This is a genomic window from Pantoea sp. UYEF8, assembly GCF_040546285.1.
Lineage (GTDB): Bacteria > Pseudomonadota > Gammaproteobacteria > Enterobacterales > Enterobacteriaceae > Pantoea > Pantoea brenneri.
This window is the reverse complement of record NZ_JBEPNM010000001.1, coordinates 574,648-589,346: the sequence shown is the minus strand read 5'-3', so window position 1 is coordinate 589,346 and position 14,699 is coordinate 574,648. Positions and strand designations below refer to the sequence as shown.

Annotated in this window: 17 protein-coding genes; 12 read left to right on the top strand and 5 right to left on the bottom strand. The window is 56.5% G+C overall.

The window, feature by feature from the left end; genetic code table 11:
* The first annotated feature begins 392 nt into the window (after positions 1-392).
* Positions 393-842 carry an RcnB family protein gene (locus tag ABIB18_RS02895; protein WP_069728012.1) on the top strand — a complete coding sequence of 150 codons (450 nt, stop codon included), beginning with the start codon at positions 393-395 and terminating at the stop codon, positions 840-842.
* A gap of 188 nt (positions 843-1,030) precedes the next feature.
* Positions 1,031-1,867: a Cof-type HAD-IIB family hydrolase gene (locus ABIB18_RS02890; RefSeq protein WP_031377744.1), complete on the top strand. Its 837-nt coding sequence runs from the start codon at positions 1,031-1,033 to the stop codon at positions 1,865-1,867.
* Between the two features lie 84 nt (positions 1,868-1,951).
* Here ABIB18_RS02890 and ABIB18_RS02885 read toward each other — a convergent pair whose 3' ends face one another.
* Positions 1,952-3,100 carry an iron-containing alcohol dehydrogenase gene (locus tag ABIB18_RS02885; protein ID WP_354473608.1) on the bottom strand — a complete coding sequence of 383 codons (1,149 nt, stop codon included), beginning with the start codon at positions 3,098-3,100 and terminating at the stop codon, positions 1,952-1,954.
* A gap of 292 nt (positions 3,101-3,392) precedes the next feature.
* Here ABIB18_RS02885 and gntT point away from each other — a divergent pair, with 292 nt between their 5' ends.
* Positions 3,393-4,709 carry a gluconate transporter gene (gntT, locus tag ABIB18_RS02880; RefSeq protein WP_031377746.1) on the top strand — a complete coding sequence of 439 codons (1,317 nt, stop codon included), beginning with the start codon at positions 3,393-3,395 and terminating at the stop codon, positions 4,707-4,709.
* 51 nt (positions 4,710-4,760) lie between these two features.
* Here gntT and ABIB18_RS02875 read toward each other — a convergent pair whose 3' ends face one another.
* Together ABIB18_RS02875 and ABIB18_RS02870 are read right to left on the bottom strand one after the other, a co-directional pair.
* Positions 4,761-5,843, bottom strand: a complete 1,083-nt coding sequence (locus tag ABIB18_RS02875) for a malate/lactate/ureidoglycolate dehydrogenase (RefSeq protein ID WP_094106465.1) — start codon at positions 5,841-5,843, stop codon at positions 4,761-4,763.
* Between the two features lie 127 nt (positions 5,844-5,970).
* On the bottom strand, positions 5,971-6,216 hold the full coding sequence (locus tag ABIB18_RS02870; protein ID WP_031377748.1) for a hypothetical protein: 246 nt from the start codon (positions 6,214-6,216) through the stop codon (positions 5,971-5,973).
* A gap of 255 nt (positions 6,217-6,471) precedes the next feature.
* Here ABIB18_RS02870 and ABIB18_RS23750 point away from each other — a divergent pair, with 255 nt between their 5' ends.
* Entirely contained in the window at positions 6,472-6,555 is an 84-nt protein-coding gene (locus ABIB18_RS23750) for a small membrane protein YohP (protein ID WP_019105993.1), read from the top strand.
* Between the two features lie 37 nt (positions 6,556-6,592).
* Here the strand turns inward: ABIB18_RS23750 and ABIB18_RS02865 are convergent, their stop codons facing one another.
* Positions 6,593-6,790 carry a hypothetical protein gene (locus ABIB18_RS02865; RefSeq protein WP_227021875.1) on the bottom strand — a complete coding sequence of 66 codons (198 nt, stop codon included), beginning with the start codon at positions 6,788-6,790 and terminating at the stop codon, positions 6,593-6,595.
* Between the two features lie 765 nt (positions 6,791-7,555).
* On the opposite strand from ABIB18_RS02865, the gene cspE reads away from it, so the two are divergent.
* The gene (cspE, locus tag ABIB18_RS02860) at positions 7,556-7,765 is read left to right on the top strand and encodes a transcription antiterminator/RNA stability regulator CspE (RefSeq protein WP_006118399.1); all 210 of its coding nucleotides are present in this window, start codon (positions 7,556-7,558) and stop codon (positions 7,763-7,765) included.
* A gap of 225 nt (positions 7,766-7,990) precedes the next feature.
* On the top strand, positions 7,991-8,422 hold the full coding sequence (locus tag ABIB18_RS02855; protein ID WP_354473607.1) for a GNAT family N-acetyltransferase: 432 nt from the start codon (positions 7,991-7,993) through the stop codon (positions 8,420-8,422).
* On the opposite strand, the gene ABIB18_RS02850 is transcribed toward ABIB18_RS02855, so the two are convergent.
* Positions 8,400-9,755, bottom strand: a complete 1,356-nt coding sequence (locus ABIB18_RS02850) for an aminotransferase-like domain-containing protein (protein ID WP_354473606.1) — start codon at positions 9,753-9,755, stop codon at positions 8,400-8,402. The two genes, ABIB18_RS02855 and ABIB18_RS02850, sit on opposite strands and share 23 nt — an antisense overlap.
* A gap of 129 nt (positions 9,756-9,884) precedes the next feature.
* Here ABIB18_RS02850 and ABIB18_RS02845 point away from each other — a divergent pair, with 129 nt between their 5' ends.
* From ABIB18_RS02845 to tatE, 6 genes are all read left to right on the top strand, one after another.
* Positions 9,885-10,850 (top strand): ABC transporter substrate-binding protein, encoded by a 966-nt coding sequence (locus ABIB18_RS02845; RefSeq protein ID WP_031377752.1) that lies wholly within the window; start codon positions 9,885-9,887, stop codon positions 10,848-10,850.
* Positions 10,850-11,638, top strand: coding sequence for a deaminated glutathione amidase (locus tag ABIB18_RS02840; protein ID WP_031377753.1), 789 nt, complete (start codon positions 10,850-10,852; stop codon positions 11,636-11,638). Before ABIB18_RS02845 ends, ABIB18_RS02840 begins: the two co-directional genes overlap by 1 nt.
* A gap of 25 nt (positions 11,639-11,663) precedes the next feature.
* Positions 11,664-12,551 carry an ABC transporter substrate-binding protein gene (locus ABIB18_RS02835; RefSeq protein WP_046288463.1) on the top strand — a complete coding sequence of 296 codons (888 nt, stop codon included), beginning with the start codon at positions 11,664-11,666 and terminating at the stop codon, positions 12,549-12,551.
* The gene (locus tag ABIB18_RS02830) at positions 12,548-13,504 is read left to right on the top strand and encodes an amino acid ABC transporter permease (protein ID WP_031377754.1); all 957 of its coding nucleotides are present in this window, start codon (positions 12,548-12,550) and stop codon (positions 13,502-13,504) included. The genes ABIB18_RS02835 and ABIB18_RS02830 overlap by 4 nt, the downstream gene beginning before the upstream one ends.
* Positions 13,501-14,271 carry an amino acid ABC transporter ATP-binding protein gene (locus ABIB18_RS02825; protein WP_031377755.1) on the top strand — a complete coding sequence of 257 codons (771 nt, stop codon included), beginning with the start codon at positions 13,501-13,503 and terminating at the stop codon, positions 14,269-14,271. The genes ABIB18_RS02830 and ABIB18_RS02825 overlap by 4 nt, the downstream gene beginning before the upstream one ends.
* Before the next feature lie 107 nt (positions 14,272-14,378).
* A complete protein-coding gene (gene tatE / locus ABIB18_RS02820) occupies positions 14,379-14,582 on the top strand; it encodes a twin-arginine translocase subunit TatE (protein WP_354473605.1) in 204 nt (67 codons plus the stop codon).
* The last annotated feature ends 117 nt before the right edge of the window (positions 14,583-14,699 follow it).

The window sequence follows — 14,699 nt, the reverse complement described above, 5'->3', positions numbered from 1 at the left end:
TTCACCTCATCTGCTGGTGTGGCGTGTTAATTACCGATCGCTTTCGATCGGTTTTTTTTATATATGGCGTTAGCCAGCTGGCCTGATTCCCGCTTCAGTTTGATCGCGCGCGTTAAATAACGATCCAATTTGTCACCGGGCGATGAATTAAGAATATTCTCAAGGAAGCCCGAGCCGCGCTGGATATCCGCTGTTTGCCAGTTAATACAGCGTTAGCCAGCTCAGGGCCAGAATATGGAGAGAAATCGGGCCAGTGTTAAGAAAGCGCTAAGCAAGCGTAATAGTGTGTAAGTTACCGGTTTTTAAGACTTTTACTGATGCTGACCCGCCAGATTATTGCCACTATGATGCTCAACGGTGCCTGAATAACCGTTATCTTCGGAGGCAGTACCATGAAAAAAACAACCTTAACCGTTATCGCTTCACTTTTTGCATGCAGCACGCTTTTTTCTCACACCGCACTGGCGGATGGTCCGGGCGACGGGCACGGTCAGCGATGGCAGCAAGGCGATCAATCGCACGCTGACAATCGCGGCCACGACCGCGACAAGGGACACGACCGCGATAAAGGACACGACAACCGCGGCAATAATGGCCGGCATAACGATGGCCCGCGTGCCGATCGCGATCATTTCGCCTGGAACGGCCACGATTTCCGTCGCGGCCATCCGATTCCGGCAGAATATCGTGGCGATCGTTACCGCATCAACGACTGGCATGACCGGGGTTTACGTGAACCGCCGCGTGGCGAACACTGGGCCTACATCGACGGCAACTATGTGCTGATCGCTGCTGCCACGGGCGTGATTACCTCGCTGATTCTGAGCAGCGCGCTGAACTAATTACGTAACGAAAAGCGCGTAGCAAAAGTCACGCAACGACACCCGTCCATCGAACATGCTGCACCCCACTTCGCCCAGGGAAGGGCGTCCAGCGGTTGGCCCTGGCCTTCCGTTACACTTTCCGTTTTGCCGCGTCAGCGGCTATCCTGACAGTCCACTCACAGAACCCCGGCATGTAAGGAGTCATGATGACGACGGTTAAGATGGTTGCGGTAGATATGGATGGCACCTTTCTGGATGACCAGAAGCAGTATAATCGATCCCGCTTTCTCGACTGCTATCAGCAGCTCACCGCCCGTGAGATTAAATTTGTCGTTGCCAGCGGCAACCAGTACTACCAGCTCAAATCCTTCTTCCCGCAGATCGCCAGCGACATCGCCTTTGTGGCGGAGAACGGCGCGTGGATTATCGATCGGGATGAAGAGCTGTTTTGCGGCGCTTTTGACCGTCACGATGTCGGGGCGGTGATCGACACGCTGCAAAACGGTCACTATCCCGGCCTGCGTTATCTGTTGTGTGGGCGTAACAGCGCTTATTACTTTGAGGGCATGGAAGAGACGTGGCTGGTTAAGATGCGGCACTACTGTCACCGGCTCAGGCCGATTCGCAGCCTGGAGGAGACCCAGGATGACCGGCTGTTTAAGTTCGCGCTTAATCTGTCGGATGACTACATCGAACCGCTGATGGCCGATATCGAACGGCTGCATCAGGGCAAAGTCGCAGCGACCTCCAGCGGACATGGTTCTGTTGATCTGATTGTGCCGGGTAACCATAAAGCTCATGGCCTGGACTTACTGGCACAGCGTTGGGGCATCGGCCACCACCAGGTGCTGGCGTTTGGCGATGGCGGTAACGATCTGGAGATGCTGAAACAGTCAGGCTTCAGCTTTGCCATGGGCAATGCGCCGGAGCGGGTAAAGCAGGCTGCCCGCTATCTGGCCCCGACCAATAATCAGCAGGGGGTACTGCAGGTGATTGAGCAGATGCTGGCAGGCGAGGGACCGTTCGCCGCTCCGGCGGACTAAGGTCGCGACCCGGCGCGGTCGGATATGCCCGGCGCGGCCGGATATGCCCGGCGCGGCCGGGCAAGGCCAGCTACGTCGCGTGGATCAGTGGGTCAGGGGCCACGCCTGTGTAAGCATGGCGTGCATCTGTTCGCGACTGTAGTTCACCAGCGAATTTTTGCTGTTAGCACGAGCCAGGATCCACTCCACCTCGTCGGCGGTCAGGCTGGGCCCACCGCGCCAGAACGGGGTAATCGCCTGCTGCTGCAGCCACTGCTTGAGGTAGCTGGCCGGTGAATCGGTCGGTTCGCTGAAAAGCTGCGGATGCAGCTCATCCATCAACGCACGCTGCTGCGGATGTGTGCTGTCAGCCAGCTGGTCGAGGAACGGAAACAGCAGGCGTCCGCACACTTCGCCATGGTGAAACGGTTTTATTGCTCCCAGCTCGCCGGCAATACCGTGGATCACTCCCAGTCCGGCGCTGCTGAGACTGACGCCGCCCAGCCATGACGCCATCATCATCGCTTCACGCGCCCGGTCGCCGTCGGCATCCTGTCGGTTGAGGTTGGGCCAGGCCTGAACAAACTGGCGTAAGCCGGTCAGCGCCAGCTGGCGGGTAAACAGATTGCCCTTGCTGGAGAGCCAGGCTTCAAACAGATGGGTGAAGGCATCAATGCCACAGGTCGCCAGTACCGGGTCGGGCGCCCCCTTCAGCAGGTCCGGGTCGAGAATTGCCACCTGCGGCACAAACATCGCATGGCGCAGTGAGGCTTTCACCTGGATATCGTGCTGGTCGGTGACCACCGCATTTTGCGTTACTTCACTGCCGGTACCGGCGGTGGTCGGGATGGCGATCAGCGGCAGCGTCACCGGCTGGACCGGCGTGTCGCCGACTTTTTCCAGATAACGCGCGGTCGGCAGCGGATGCTGCATCATGGCACTAAAGGCTTTGGCCGCATCCAGCACGCTGCCGCCGCCAATCGCCACCACCCGGTCCACATGGCCGCGCCAGCGCGCGACCCAGCCGTCAATGTCAGCAGGCGAAGCTTCATGGCTGACAATCTCATAGCCAATAATCTGACGGTTAAGCTCCGCTTTCAGGCGGTCATAGGCCGCGCTCTGTAAAAACGATTGTCCACAAAACAGCAGGGTAGGCTGAGACTGCGCAGCCAGCAGCGGCACCAGCTTATCAAGACTGCCGCGTCCGAACAGGGTTCGTTGATTACTGTACAGCTCACTCAGATTCTCACTCACCAGCGCATCCTTTTACATTTTCGCTAAAATCAGAGTGTAACGAAAAGCGCGCCGCCAGCGCTGGCAAACTTTCTGATAACGCCGCGGCAAAAAGTTGATCACCTTCGCAAAACAGAAATTCACTGGCGGCGGGGTGGTGCTTTCCTGCGGATGTTACCCTTAACATGTTATCGGTAACAGCGGTTGTCGGAATGTTAAAAACTCTTACAAGCGCACTGTTTTGTAGCCCTCAGGGGATGATGATAACAAACCGGCACTGAACGCCGTTCAGTGCGCAAGGTGGAGAAAACCTATGCCATTACTCTATGTGGCGATCGGCGTCGCGTTACTGCTGCTGCTGATGATTCGCTTTAAGCTTAATGGATTTATCGCGCTCATTCTGGTGGCGCTGGCGGTCGGTGTGATGCAGGGCATGCCGGTCAATAAAGTGATTACCTCGATTAAAACCGGTGTGGGCGGCACGCTCGGCAGCCTGGCGCTGATCATGGGCTTTGGTGCCATGCTCGGTAAGATGCTGGCCGATTGCGGGGGCGCGCAGCGGATTGCCACCACCTTAATCGAAAAGTTTGGCACAAAGCATATTCAGTGGGCGCTGGTGCTGACCGGCTTTATCGTCGGCTTTGCGCTGTTCTATGAAGTGGGCTTTGTACTGATGCTGCCGCTGGTGTTCAGCGTGGCCGCATCGGCGCGCGTCCCGCTGCTCTATGTCGGGGTGCCGATGGCCGCCGCGCTCTCGGTGACGCACGGCTTTTTACCGCCGCATCCGGGTCCGACCGCCATTGCCACGCTGTTCAATGCGGATATGGGAAAAACGTTGCTGTTCGGTACGCTGCTCGGCATTCCTACCGTAATTCTGGCCGGTCCGGTCTATGCCCGCTTCCTGAAAGGCATTGATAAACCGATCCCGCAGGGGCTCTACAACCCGAAAACCTTTACCGAAGCAGAGATGCCGGGCTTTGGCGTCAGCGTCTGGACCTCACTGGTTCCGGTGGTGCTGATGGCGTTGCGTGCGGTGGCCGAGATGCTGTTGCCGAAAGGCCATGTGCTGCTGCCTTACGCCGAGTTCTTCGGCGATCCGGTGATGGCTACGCTGATTGCGGTACTGATTGCGATCTTCACTTTCGGTCTGAACCGCGGCCGCAGCATGGATCAGGTGATGGAGACCCTGAGCGATTCGATCAAAATCATCGCCATGATGCTGTTAATTATCGGTGGTGGCGGTGCCTTTAAGCAGGTGCTGGTCGACAGCGGCGTGGATAAATATATCGCTAACATGATGCACTCTACCCAGCTCTCGCCGATCTTTATGGCGTGGTCGATTGCGGCAGTACTGCGCATTGCGCTGGGGTCGGCAACGGTTGCGGCGATCACCGCCGGTGGTATTGTTGCGCCGCTGATTGTCACCAGCGGTGCCAGCCCGGAACTGATGGTGATTGCGGTTGGTTCAGGCAGCGTGATTTTCTCTCACGTCAACGATCCTGGCTTCTGGCTGTTTAAGGAGTATTTCAACCTGACGATCGGTGAAACCATTCGGTCGTGGTCAGCGCTGGAAACCATCATTTCCGTCTGCGGCCTGATTGGCTGCTTACTGCTGTCGATGGTGATTTAACCCGCAGCCGCTGGCAGACAATCTGCCAGCGGCGTGCTGTTCCCGCCTGCGTTACACCGCCAGCGCGCGGAAAGCCGCCAGTTCCTCCGCCGACATTCCCGCCTCTGTTGCTGCCTGACAGATCTGCTGCCAGCTGGTGCTATCCAGCGGAATGCCCTCACGATCGCGGGCAATACGATTGGCCTCTTCCCATTCACCCGGTACCTGAATCGGCGCATCACCACTGGGTGGCGACGCTTTAACCCAGTCAAGAAAAGCTTCCGCCTCATCCTGCATCGCGGGCGCATCAAACGCCGCCGGATTGAGGATAATGGTGGTCATGCAGTTAAAAATGGCGTCATTGCCGCTTTGCAAGGTGGCCTGATGCGTGGTGCGTCCACCCGACAACGCTCCGCCGAGAATTTCACACAGCGTCGCCAGCGCATAGCCCTTGTGCAGACCAAAGGGCAGCAGCGAACCATGCGGTGACTGGTGCATCACGCCCGGGTCGGTCGTCGGCTGACCCTGCGCATCGATCAGGTAACCCGGTGCGACTTCGACACCCTTGTTCCATGCCACCCGGGTTTTGCCATAGGCAATGCCGCTGGTGGCGAAATCGAGCAGCAGTGGCCGGGCATGCGGGCGCGGGAAAATGGCGCAGAATGGATTGGTGCCAAAGCGCCGATCGCTGCCGCCGAATGGCGCGACCATCGGGTCGCCCATCACGTTAACGAAATGGAAGGAGACGAAACCCGCCGCCGCGCATTGCTCGGCCCAGTGACCGATACGGCCGATGTGGTGCGAATGGTGCAGACCGACTGCGGCGATGCCCAGTTTCTCCGCCCGTTCGATACCGAGCTTCATCGCTTCCCAGGCGGCGACCTGACCAAAGCCCTGATGGGCATTCAGCGTCAGCACCGCACCGTTGTCTTTATCCAGCGTGGGACGCTGATTGAGTTGCAGATGTCCCTGTTTCAGTGACGCCATGTAGCTGGGGATCATGCCGACGCCGTGCGAATCGTGTCCGGCCAGGTTGGCGGCCACCAGATGATCGGCCACCAGACGCGCCTCTTCCTGCTGACTACCGGCAGCAAGCCAGATCGCTTCGGTGAACTGATGCAGGCGCGTGGCATTAATGTGAAGTAGGGTGCTCACGTTGTACTCCTTTTCAGTGGGATAGGTCATCCTGCGGCGAAAAAGGGACAACGGCAAGTCAGTTTTTAAGCCGGAAAAGGGCCGCAGTGTGCGGCCCGGAATTTCTCTCAGAATGCGGCAGAACAGCTTAATGTGGCTGTTCAAAACCGGCTTTAATCATTTGTTCCCGCAGCGCACGCGCAATCTCGCGGTTGCCGCCAGTGACCGGATAAATCACGTTGTTCACCACATCATCAAGGTAATGCTCCTCAAACTCCTGCATCGTGAGTTGAGTGCCGCCTTCATCATTGATGGCGAAAGAGCCTTTGATGTGATCGCCGCTGTTTTTTGCCTTTAGGCTGTAGCGGCCCATGCTGGTATTAATGGTGGTCATAAGATCTCCTTGCTAAGCATATTCAGGTGATAACCAAAGAGGCCTGCCTTGCCGGTTAAATTTTAGCCAGGATTTATCTGCAAATCGAAAAACAGCCGCCGCAAAAATTTCGCGTTGCGATCCGCTCCGCAGAATTTCGATTAAAGCAGCGATAAGCCGCCGTCAGAATGAAGGCCGGGCAAGGGAAGCGGCAAAGGTCATTTTTTTGGCTATACTGTTTACGGGAAAGGTTTTTTATTGGAGAGGGAGAAGGAAATGAAAATTATTCTGTGGATTATTGCCATCATTTTTATCGTGGGTCTGCTCACCCTGACAGGGGTCTTCAAACTGATTTTCTGATCGCGCTTTTCGGTTTCAGCTTCAGCGGGCACCTTACTCAGGTGCCCGAGGCATTTTTATGCTGATCAATCAGGCAATGGGCGATCGGGTCCATCGGCGTTTCAGGCAGCAGATCTTTCGCCTCCAGTCGCTTCTTACAGTGTGCACAACAGGCACCGTGGAAAGTGAAAGCTTCACCATCGCGTTCAGTAAAAATAAACCGGGCACTTCCGCATTGGTTACAACGAATTTTCATTACCATCCTGATGCTCTTCTCCCTGTTAGTCACAAAGGTGGATTTAGCCGCTGATCAATCCGACAGGTAAACATTCCTTATTTATTCCCTGCCAATATTATCCTGCCGGGTGCAGAAAAAAATAGTGTCTTATGACCGCTATTGTTTGTTGCCAAATGCGTATGGAATAGCAGAAAGGCATTTCTTTGATTTGAATCAATGTTTTTAATCTTTAGCCTGAAATATGAGCAGGCAGGCGGTCTGTGGGGTCTCCTGCGGCACCACAGCCTGATCTGGAACAGGTAAAAAGCAGATTTAACTGACAGTGACGCCAGCGCTTAAGTCGCATCTCTGGCAGGTGATTGCTGCCGCAGGCGGGCCGGAAGAGGAAAATGGGCTGAAAAGCGGATAAAAATGACAAAAACGGCCTGACCGGCGGCGATGTCATCGGCTGAAATGGCGGCGTAAAGGCGATCCTTATCGCCGGATGGTCTGCTTATCAGCAAAATGGATTTTAATGCTTAATCTGAGCTAAGCCTGAACTCAACCTGGATCACTGAGCGGAAAATCATCCAGTTTCCAGCAGGTTACCGCCGGCTTGATGACTATTCCCCTGCAACAAAAAGGGTTTTTTTGGCAAGGTAAAAAGTAGGAAAGTGTGATGGGTAAGCAGAAAGTCGAAATTTATCACTTTTTCATCAAATCGCACTGGACAAATCCCTCCGCAATTGCTGTACTAGATGGCGACACAGTTTAGTGTCCATTTTTCATGTAAAGGTAATATAGATGTCTAAGATCAAAGGTAACGTTAAGTGGTTTAATGAATCTAAAGGATTCGGTTTCATTACTCCTGAAGATGGCAGCAAAGATGTATTCGTACATTTCTCTGCAATCCAGAGCAACGGCTTCAAAACTCTGGCTGAAGGTCAGCGCGTTGAGTTTGAAATCACCGACGGCGCGAAAGGCCCATCTGCTGCTAACGTTATCAGTCTGTAAGTTAACAGTCAGAATTCTAAAAACCCGCCTTATGGCGGGTTTTTTTATGGCTGCCATCCGCGACACCTCCGCATCAAAAGCCCCTGCAGCGGCGTGCTGGCCGCACAAACTGCGCGGCGCTTCACAATAAATCCTCGTAACATAATCCTAACAACCTTACTTGCAGCTTTTTATTGTCCAACGCTATATAACAAGGTGACGGCAGCGGGCGACTGAGGAAACAGGATGAATATACGTCAGGCGAATTTAAAAGACAGTTTTGCGCTCAGTGCACTGCTGAGTGAGTTAGGTTATGGCGGCACCGAAAATTTCATTGAGCAGCGTCTGGCGCAGTTGAGCAGCGATCGCAGTGAAGCATTGCTGGTGGCCGAGTTCGGCAATCAGGTGCTCGGCTTTTTATCGATGCACTTTATCCCGCAACTGGCGCTGGCCGGGGATTTTGCCCGCATCAGCTACTTCTGCATTGCGGAAGGTGAGCGCAGCAAAGGGGTCGGCCAGCAGCTGTTACAGCACGCCGAATCACTGGCAACTCAGCGCGGATGCGATCGGATGGAAGTGCATTGTCATCAATCCCGCCTCAAGGCGAATCAGTTTTATGCCCGTGAGGGTTATGTTGAATCGCCGCGCTACCACGTTAAAGATCTGCCCGCGCGCTAGCTTCACGGCCGGACGCGATGACCAGCGCTTCAGCGATCATTTCACGCTGTTCATCTTTCAGGCTGGCAATACTGACCCGGATAAACTGCGTCGGTCCCAGCCGGCAACGCTCACCGGGTAGCACGGCGATACCGCGCGCGGCCAGCGTAATCATGGCAAATTGCTCTGAGGCCACCGGAATATAGAGACTCAGTCCATCCTGTGGCGGCAGCATCAGTCCACGCTGCGCCAGCGCCTGCCGCAGTTGCTCGCGACGCTGATGATAAACCTGTCGTGCCGTGGCTATCTGCTGCTGGGTCACCTCATCCTCCAGCAACCACGCTACCGCATCCTGCAAAATACGGCTGGTCCAGCTGACGCCAAAGTTTCGCCATGCCTGAATACGCTTTACCATCTCCGCCGTGGCGGATAATACCGCCAGCCGCAAATCGGGTCCGTAGGCTTTGGAAAAGGAGCGGACGTGCAGGGTACGCTCGGGAAACTGCGTCCCCAGACTCCAGCTCTCCGCGGCCGAAAGATCACCAATGCCATCATCTTCCACGATCAGCGTGCTGCTGTTCGCCAGCACCTGTGCCAGCGCCTGACGCCGCGCCACACTGATTGTCCGTCCGGTGGCGGAATGGGTGCGCGGCTGATAAATCAGCATCACCGGCGCGCGTGTCAGCAGGGCACTTAACACCTCAGGCAACGGCCCCTCATCATCACAGGCCAGCGGCAAAATCTCAGCGCCGACATTATCCAGCATATCAAGCAGGCGGGTGGCGGTGGGATCTTCAATGATCACCCGATCGCCAGGGGAAACCAGCGTCTGCACCAGCAAATTCATCGCATCGAAGCCGCCGTCGGTTGCCAGGAAGGCTTCCGCCGGATAAGGCCAGCGCGGCGTTATCGCCTGCAGCAGCGGCGCTGAAATGGCTTCACGGGTGTAGCTGTTCAGCTGTGGCGATCGCAACGCCGCCTGCAGTGCATTTTGCAGCTCAGGTAACAAAGCCGGATCGGGGGAGGCCATCGCCAGATCGGCGCGAATGTGTTCGCCATAATTGCCGATCTTTTCAAAGCGGATCGGTCGCGGCATGACGCTATTGCCGCTGACCCAGACACCGCTGCGTCCTTTACCCGCCAGCACTTTATGCTTCTTTAGCTGCGACCAGGCAGCAGAAACGGTTGCCGGGCTGATCCCCAGCCGCTCCGCGATCTCCCGTACCGCCGGCATCTGCATCCCGACAGCAATCTGCCCGTCACGAATCAGGCCTGATGCCGCCTGAGCAATCCCTTTTACTGATGGAGTAGTTATCTGGTTACAAAACCAGTTCAGATCGACCATTTGCGTCATAAGAAAATACTTTGTTCAGTAACAAATTAATGATTGTTCAGGTCAGTATTCCGGATCTAGTATCAAATTCAAGCACTATTTGATGCATTAACCCGCCCGGCCTCGCGGCACGGCGTAAACGGAGAGATCATGGCAAGGCTGAGTATCAGACTGGCAGTGCGCGACTGGGACTACTTTACTCCCCTGGCGCTGGGCGATATCACACCGGACGACTTTGATCTGCAGATCGATCGGGTCGGAACGCTGGTTAATGACCTTGCCAGCAGCCCCGATTATGACGCCGGCGAAGTGTCATTCAGCCGTTACGCCCAGGCGCGGGCCAGAGACGATGCGTCACTGCTGGGCTTACCGCACTTCCTGATGCGCGGTTTTCGTCAGCGCTGCATCATTACCACGGCGGAGAGTCCCATCACGACGCCTGCAGAGCTGAAGGGCAAAAGAATCGGTGTTACCGGCTGGCAGGATTCGGGCAATACCTGGACGCGTACGGTGCTGCGCGAAGCGGGAGTCGGGATTGATGACGTCCGCTGGTTTGCCGGGCGGCTGACAGCCGATCATCCGATTGTCGACCGGCTGGCGGGGTTTGGCCGACCGGGCCGGATTGAGCCTGCGCCAGGCGAGCGCCCCCTGATTGAGCTGCTGAAAGCGGGTGAGCTGGATGCGGTGTTTACCCCGTTTATGCCGGAAGGCTTTTTTCTGCCGGCGTCCGGTCTGCGTCAGCTCCAGCCTGACTTCTATCAGGCTGAGCGGGCCTACTTCAACCGCGTCGGCTATGTGCCCGGCATTCATATTCTGGCGATAAAACCGGCGCTGGCGGCGCAGCATCCGTGGCTGCCTGCCGCACTCAGTGAGGTGATCGATCGCTCCTATGCTTTGTGGATGCAGAAAAGGGAGAAATATGCCGACACCACGCCGTGGCTGCTGGACGATTTGCGACGGACCGCGCAGGAATTACCGGCCAGCTGGAATGAGAATGGTTTTGCCGCTAATAGAAAGATGATTGCGGATTTTGGCCGTGAACTGTTCCAGCAGGGATTAACCCACAGATTACTGACGCCGGAAGCGATATTTCCGCTGGCAGGAGGAGAGAAATGATGAAAGTTGCGATGGGACAATTTGCCGTCAGCCGTGAATGGCAGGAGAACGCCACCCTCTGCCTGACGTTAATGCAGCGGGCCGCTGCGGGCGGTGCCGATCTGCTGGTGCTGCCGGAAGGGGTACTGGCGCGTGATATTACCGATCCCGATTTAGTGTTAAAGGCGGCGCAACCGCTGGACGGCCCGTTTGTCAGCCAGCTGCTGGCGGCCAGCCAGCATAACGCCCTCACCACCATGATGAGCGTGCATGTTCCCGCCGCAGAGCAAAAAGCCCTCAACGTGTTGATCGCTATTCGCAACGGCAAAATCATTGCGGCCTATGAAAAACTGCATCTCTACGATGCCTTCGCCATGCAGGAGTCGCAGCGGGTGAATCCGGGCCATGTCATTCCGCCGCTGGTCGAGGTGGCGGGGTTAAAAGTCGGTCTGATGACCTGTTATGACGTGCGCTTCCCGGAGCTGGCGCGCCGGCTGGTGCTGGATGGTGCAGACCTGCTGGTGCTGCCTGCCGCGTGGGTAAAAGGACCGCTGAAAGAGATGCACTGGGAACTGCTGAACCGCGCCCGGGCGCTGGAAAATACCTGCTACGTGGTGGCTGTCGGGGAATGTGGTCCGCGCAATATCGGCAACAGTCTGGTGGTCGATCCGCTGGGCGTGGTGATCGCTAATGCGGCAGAATCGCCGACGCTGATGTTTGCCGATATTGATCCTGACCGCATCGCCTACGCCCGCCGCGTGCTGCCGGTGCTGGAGAATCGTCGTTTCGCCCGTCCCGAGCTGAACTGACACCCCTGACCCTGGAGGACGAACCATGATTAACCGCGTAACCGCCTTAACGCTGGCGCTGAGCCTGACCGCCAGCCTGGCGCAGGCTGCTGACACCCTGCCGACCCAGACGGTCGATCAGGCTTTACATGACCGCCTGCCGGATCAGATCAAAAAAGCGGGCCGGATGATTTCGGTCAACAATGGATCTTTCCCGCCGTATGAGATCGTCAATGGCCCGCATTCGATGGAGGGCGCCTCGGCGGATCTCACTACCGCACTGTCGCAGCTGCTGGGCGTGAAGATCGATCACGCCACGGTGAGTGGCCTGTCCGGCGTGCTGACCGGCATTAACGCTGGCCGCTATCAGCTGGCGATTGGCCCGATTGGCGACTATCCGGATCGTCAGCAGAAGGTGGACTTCATCGATTTTGTGCAGGAATTCGTGGTGTTTGGCGTCCAGAAGGGCAACCCGGCGCAGATCAATCAGCTTGATGATACCTGTGGCAAACGGATCGCGGTGATGGCAGCAGGCTCTGCGGAACAGGTAATCCGTCAACAATCGGCGCGCTGTACCGCCGCCGGCAAACCGGCAGTCACGGTGCAGGCCTTTACCGATCAGCCTTCGTCGATCCTCGCGGTGCGCTCGAAACGCTCGGATGCTTTTTTCTCCTCCCAGGCGCCGCTGACCTGGTTTGTCAATCAGGCCAAAGGCCAGCTCGAGCTGGCGGGCAAAGGACATAAGAACGGCTTCGGTGACATTTTCCAGGGCACCGTGGTGCCGAAAGGATCGCCGTTAGGCGGCGTGGTTCTTGATGCTTACAAGGTGCTCTATCAGAACGGGACCTATGCCGCCATCATGAAAAAATGGCAGCTGGAGGACAACATGACCGCTGCGCCAGGGCTGAACCTGGCAAAACAGGAGGCTAAATGAGCCTGAGCCGCCACGATTCGCCGATCAGGGAACAACAGCGTGATGAGGCGCAGTTGCGCGACGTGGCTTTCGCCCGCAGCGCGCCGGCCTATGGACGCTGGGTCAGCTGGATTGTGGTGCTGGTGGTTGGCTCTAACCTGCTGTGGCTGGTGATGACCAACCCCAATTTTGAATGGCAGGTGGTGCTGAAGTGGTTCACCGAAGGCTCGGTGCTGAAAGGGCTACAGGTTACGCTGGGGCTGACGCTGGTTTCGATGGTGCTGGGTACGCTGCTGGGGCTGCTGTTAGGCGTCTGGCGGCTGTCGGACAACCGACTGTTGCGCGGCATTGCCGGGCTCTATATCTGGTTCTTTCGCGGAACGCCGCTGCTGGTGCAGCTGATTTTCTGGTACAACCTCTCGACCCTGTTTCCTGCGTTATCCCTGACGTTACCGTGGACCGACATCACGCTGGCGCGCTGGAATACCAACGATCTGATCACCCCACTGACCGCCGCCATCGCCGGGCTGGCGCTTAACGAAGCGGCCTATATGGCTGAAATTATCCGCGCCGGACTGCTGTCAGTGGATAATGGTCAGATTGAAACCACCCAGGCGTTTGGTATGAGCCGGGCGCGGGCCCTGCGGCGGATCATTATTCCGCAGGCGATGCGTTCGATTATCCCGCCCACCGGTAATCAGCTGATCAGCATGATCAAGGCAACATCGCTGGTGAGCGTGATTGCTATGGGCGATCTGCTCTATTCGGTGCAGGCGATCTACAACCGCACTTTTGAAATTATTCCAATGCTGATGGTCGCGGTAATCTGGTATCTGCTGATTACCTCGATCCTCAACCTGGGTCAGTCCGCCATTGAGCGCTATTACGCGCGTGGCACCCGACGGGTGACCAGCGTAGCGAAGCGCCCAGGCGCGCTGGCGGCCACCGCACAGCAACAGAAGGAGGAACAATGAGCCAGGCTGAGCCGTTAGTCTGCGCCCGTAACGTGCAGAAGCGTTATGGCGACAATCAGGTGTTGAAAGGGATCGATCTTGATGTCTGGCCCGGTGAGGTGGTGGTGATCCTCGGACCTTCAGGCTCGGGTAAATCGACCTTTCTGCGCTGCATCAACCATCTCGAAGAGATGAATGGCGGATCGATACGGGTCGGCGATCAGCAGATCGGCTACGTGCTGAAACGCAACCTGCTGCATCGCCTGTCCTCACGTCAGATCGCCCGTCAGCGCCAGAAGATTGGCATGGTGTTTCAGCAGTTCAACCTCTATCCCCACATGACGGTACTGCAAAATATTATTGAGGCACCTATCGGCGTGCATAAATTTCCGCGTCAGCAGGCGCTGGCGCATGCCCGGTCACTGCTGGCAACGGTGGGATTGAGCGACAAGGCGGATGCCTGGCCGCGTCATCTGTCGGGCGGCCAGCAGCAGCGCGTGGCGATTGCGCGCGCCTTAGCCATTAAGCCGCAGTTAATGTTGTTTGATGAGCCCACTTCGGCGCTGGACCCTGAGCTGGTGGGTGAAGTGCTGGCGACCATGCGAACCCTGGCCGATCAGGGACTGACGATGATTGTGGTAACCCATGAGATCAGCTTCGCCCGTGAGGCGGCCGACCGGGTGGTGTTTATGGATGGCGGCGTAGTGGTGGAACAGGGGACGCCGGAACAGGTGATTGCTAATCCGCAGCATCCGCGTACTCAGGCTTTCCTCAGCCGTTTTATCTGATAAGATCGCCGCTCCGATCTTACTCTGTTACAGATTGCAGTTGTGGCAGCACGCAAACTGCGCGTAAATAACAGTCACCGTTATTCGCTGAAGTTGAAAGGTTAAATATGGAAGGTATCAGTATTGCCAAACTGCTGATCATCGGTGCGCTTATCGTACTGCTTTTTGGCACCAACAAGTTACGCTCTCTGGGTGGCGATCTGGGCTCCGCAATCAAGGGCTTCAAGAAAGCCATGAAAGATGAAGACACCAGCGCAGCCCGAACTCCGGCTGAAGAAGTCCCGGCTGAACGCGTCGTCAATAAAGATTAATCAGTTATTTACTGAAAATAATTGTTACTTGTTATGTCAGACCGACATTAAAAAAACCAGGCTGTTTCCAGTCTGGTTTTTTTGTTTTCAGGCGAGCGCCTGACGTTACGCCACAGG

What these genes read in the sequence shown, in the direction of transcription:
- ABIB18_RS02895 (WP_069728012.1), top strand. Translation starts at nt 393, where the DNA reads ATGAAAAAAACAACCTTAACCGTTATCGCTTCACTTTTTGCATGCAGC.
- ABIB18_RS02890 (WP_031377744.1), top strand. Translation starts at nt 1,031, where the DNA reads ATGACGACGGTTAAGATGGTTGCGGTAGATATGGATGGCACCTTTCTG.
- gntT (WP_031377746.1), top strand. Translation starts at nt 3,393, where the DNA reads ATGCCATTACTCTATGTGGCGATCGGCGTCGCGTTACTGCTGCTGCTG.
- ABIB18_RS02870 (WP_031377748.1), bottom strand. Translation starts at nt 6,216, where the DNA reads ATGACCACCATTAATACCAGCATGGGCCGCTACAGCCTAAAGGCAAAA.
- ABIB18_RS23750 (WP_019105993.1), top strand. Translation starts at nt 6,472, where the DNA reads ATGAAAATTATTCTGTGGATTATTGCCATCATTTTTATCGTGGGTCTG.
- ABIB18_RS02865 (WP_227021875.1), bottom strand. Translation starts at nt 6,790, where the DNA reads ATGAAAATTCGTTGTAACCAATGCGGAAGTGCCCGGTTTATTTTTACT.
- cspE (WP_006118399.1), top strand. Translation starts at nt 7,556, where the DNA reads ATGTCTAAGATCAAAGGTAACGTTAAGTGGTTTAATGAATCTAAAGGA.
- ABIB18_RS02855 (WP_354473607.1), top strand. Translation starts at nt 7,991, where the DNA reads ATGAATATACGTCAGGCGAATTTAAAAGACAGTTTTGCGCTCAGTGCA.
- ABIB18_RS02850 (WP_354473606.1), bottom strand. Translation starts at nt 9,755, where the DNA reads ATGACGCAAATGGTCGATCTGAACTGGTTTTGTAACCAGATAACTACT.
- ABIB18_RS02845 (WP_031377752.1), top strand. Translation starts at nt 9,885, where the DNA reads ATGGCAAGGCTGAGTATCAGACTGGCAGTGCGCGACTGGGACTACTTT.
- ABIB18_RS02840 (WP_031377753.1), top strand. Translation starts at nt 10,850, where the DNA reads ATGAAAGTTGCGATGGGACAATTTGCCGTCAGCCGTGAATGGCAGGAG.
- ABIB18_RS02835 (WP_046288463.1), top strand. Translation starts at nt 11,664, where the DNA reads ATGATTAACCGCGTAACCGCCTTAACGCTGGCGCTGAGCCTGACCGCC.
- ABIB18_RS02830 (WP_031377754.1), top strand. Translation starts at nt 12,548, where the DNA reads ATGAGCCTGAGCCGCCACGATTCGCCGATCAGGGAACAACAGCGTGAT.
- ABIB18_RS02825 (WP_031377755.1), top strand. Translation starts at nt 13,501, where the DNA reads ATGAGCCAGGCTGAGCCGTTAGTCTGCGCCCGTAACGTGCAGAAGCGT.
- tatE (WP_354473605.1), top strand. Translation starts at nt 14,379, where the DNA reads ATGGAAGGTATCAGTATTGCCAAACTGCTGATCATCGGTGCGCTTATC.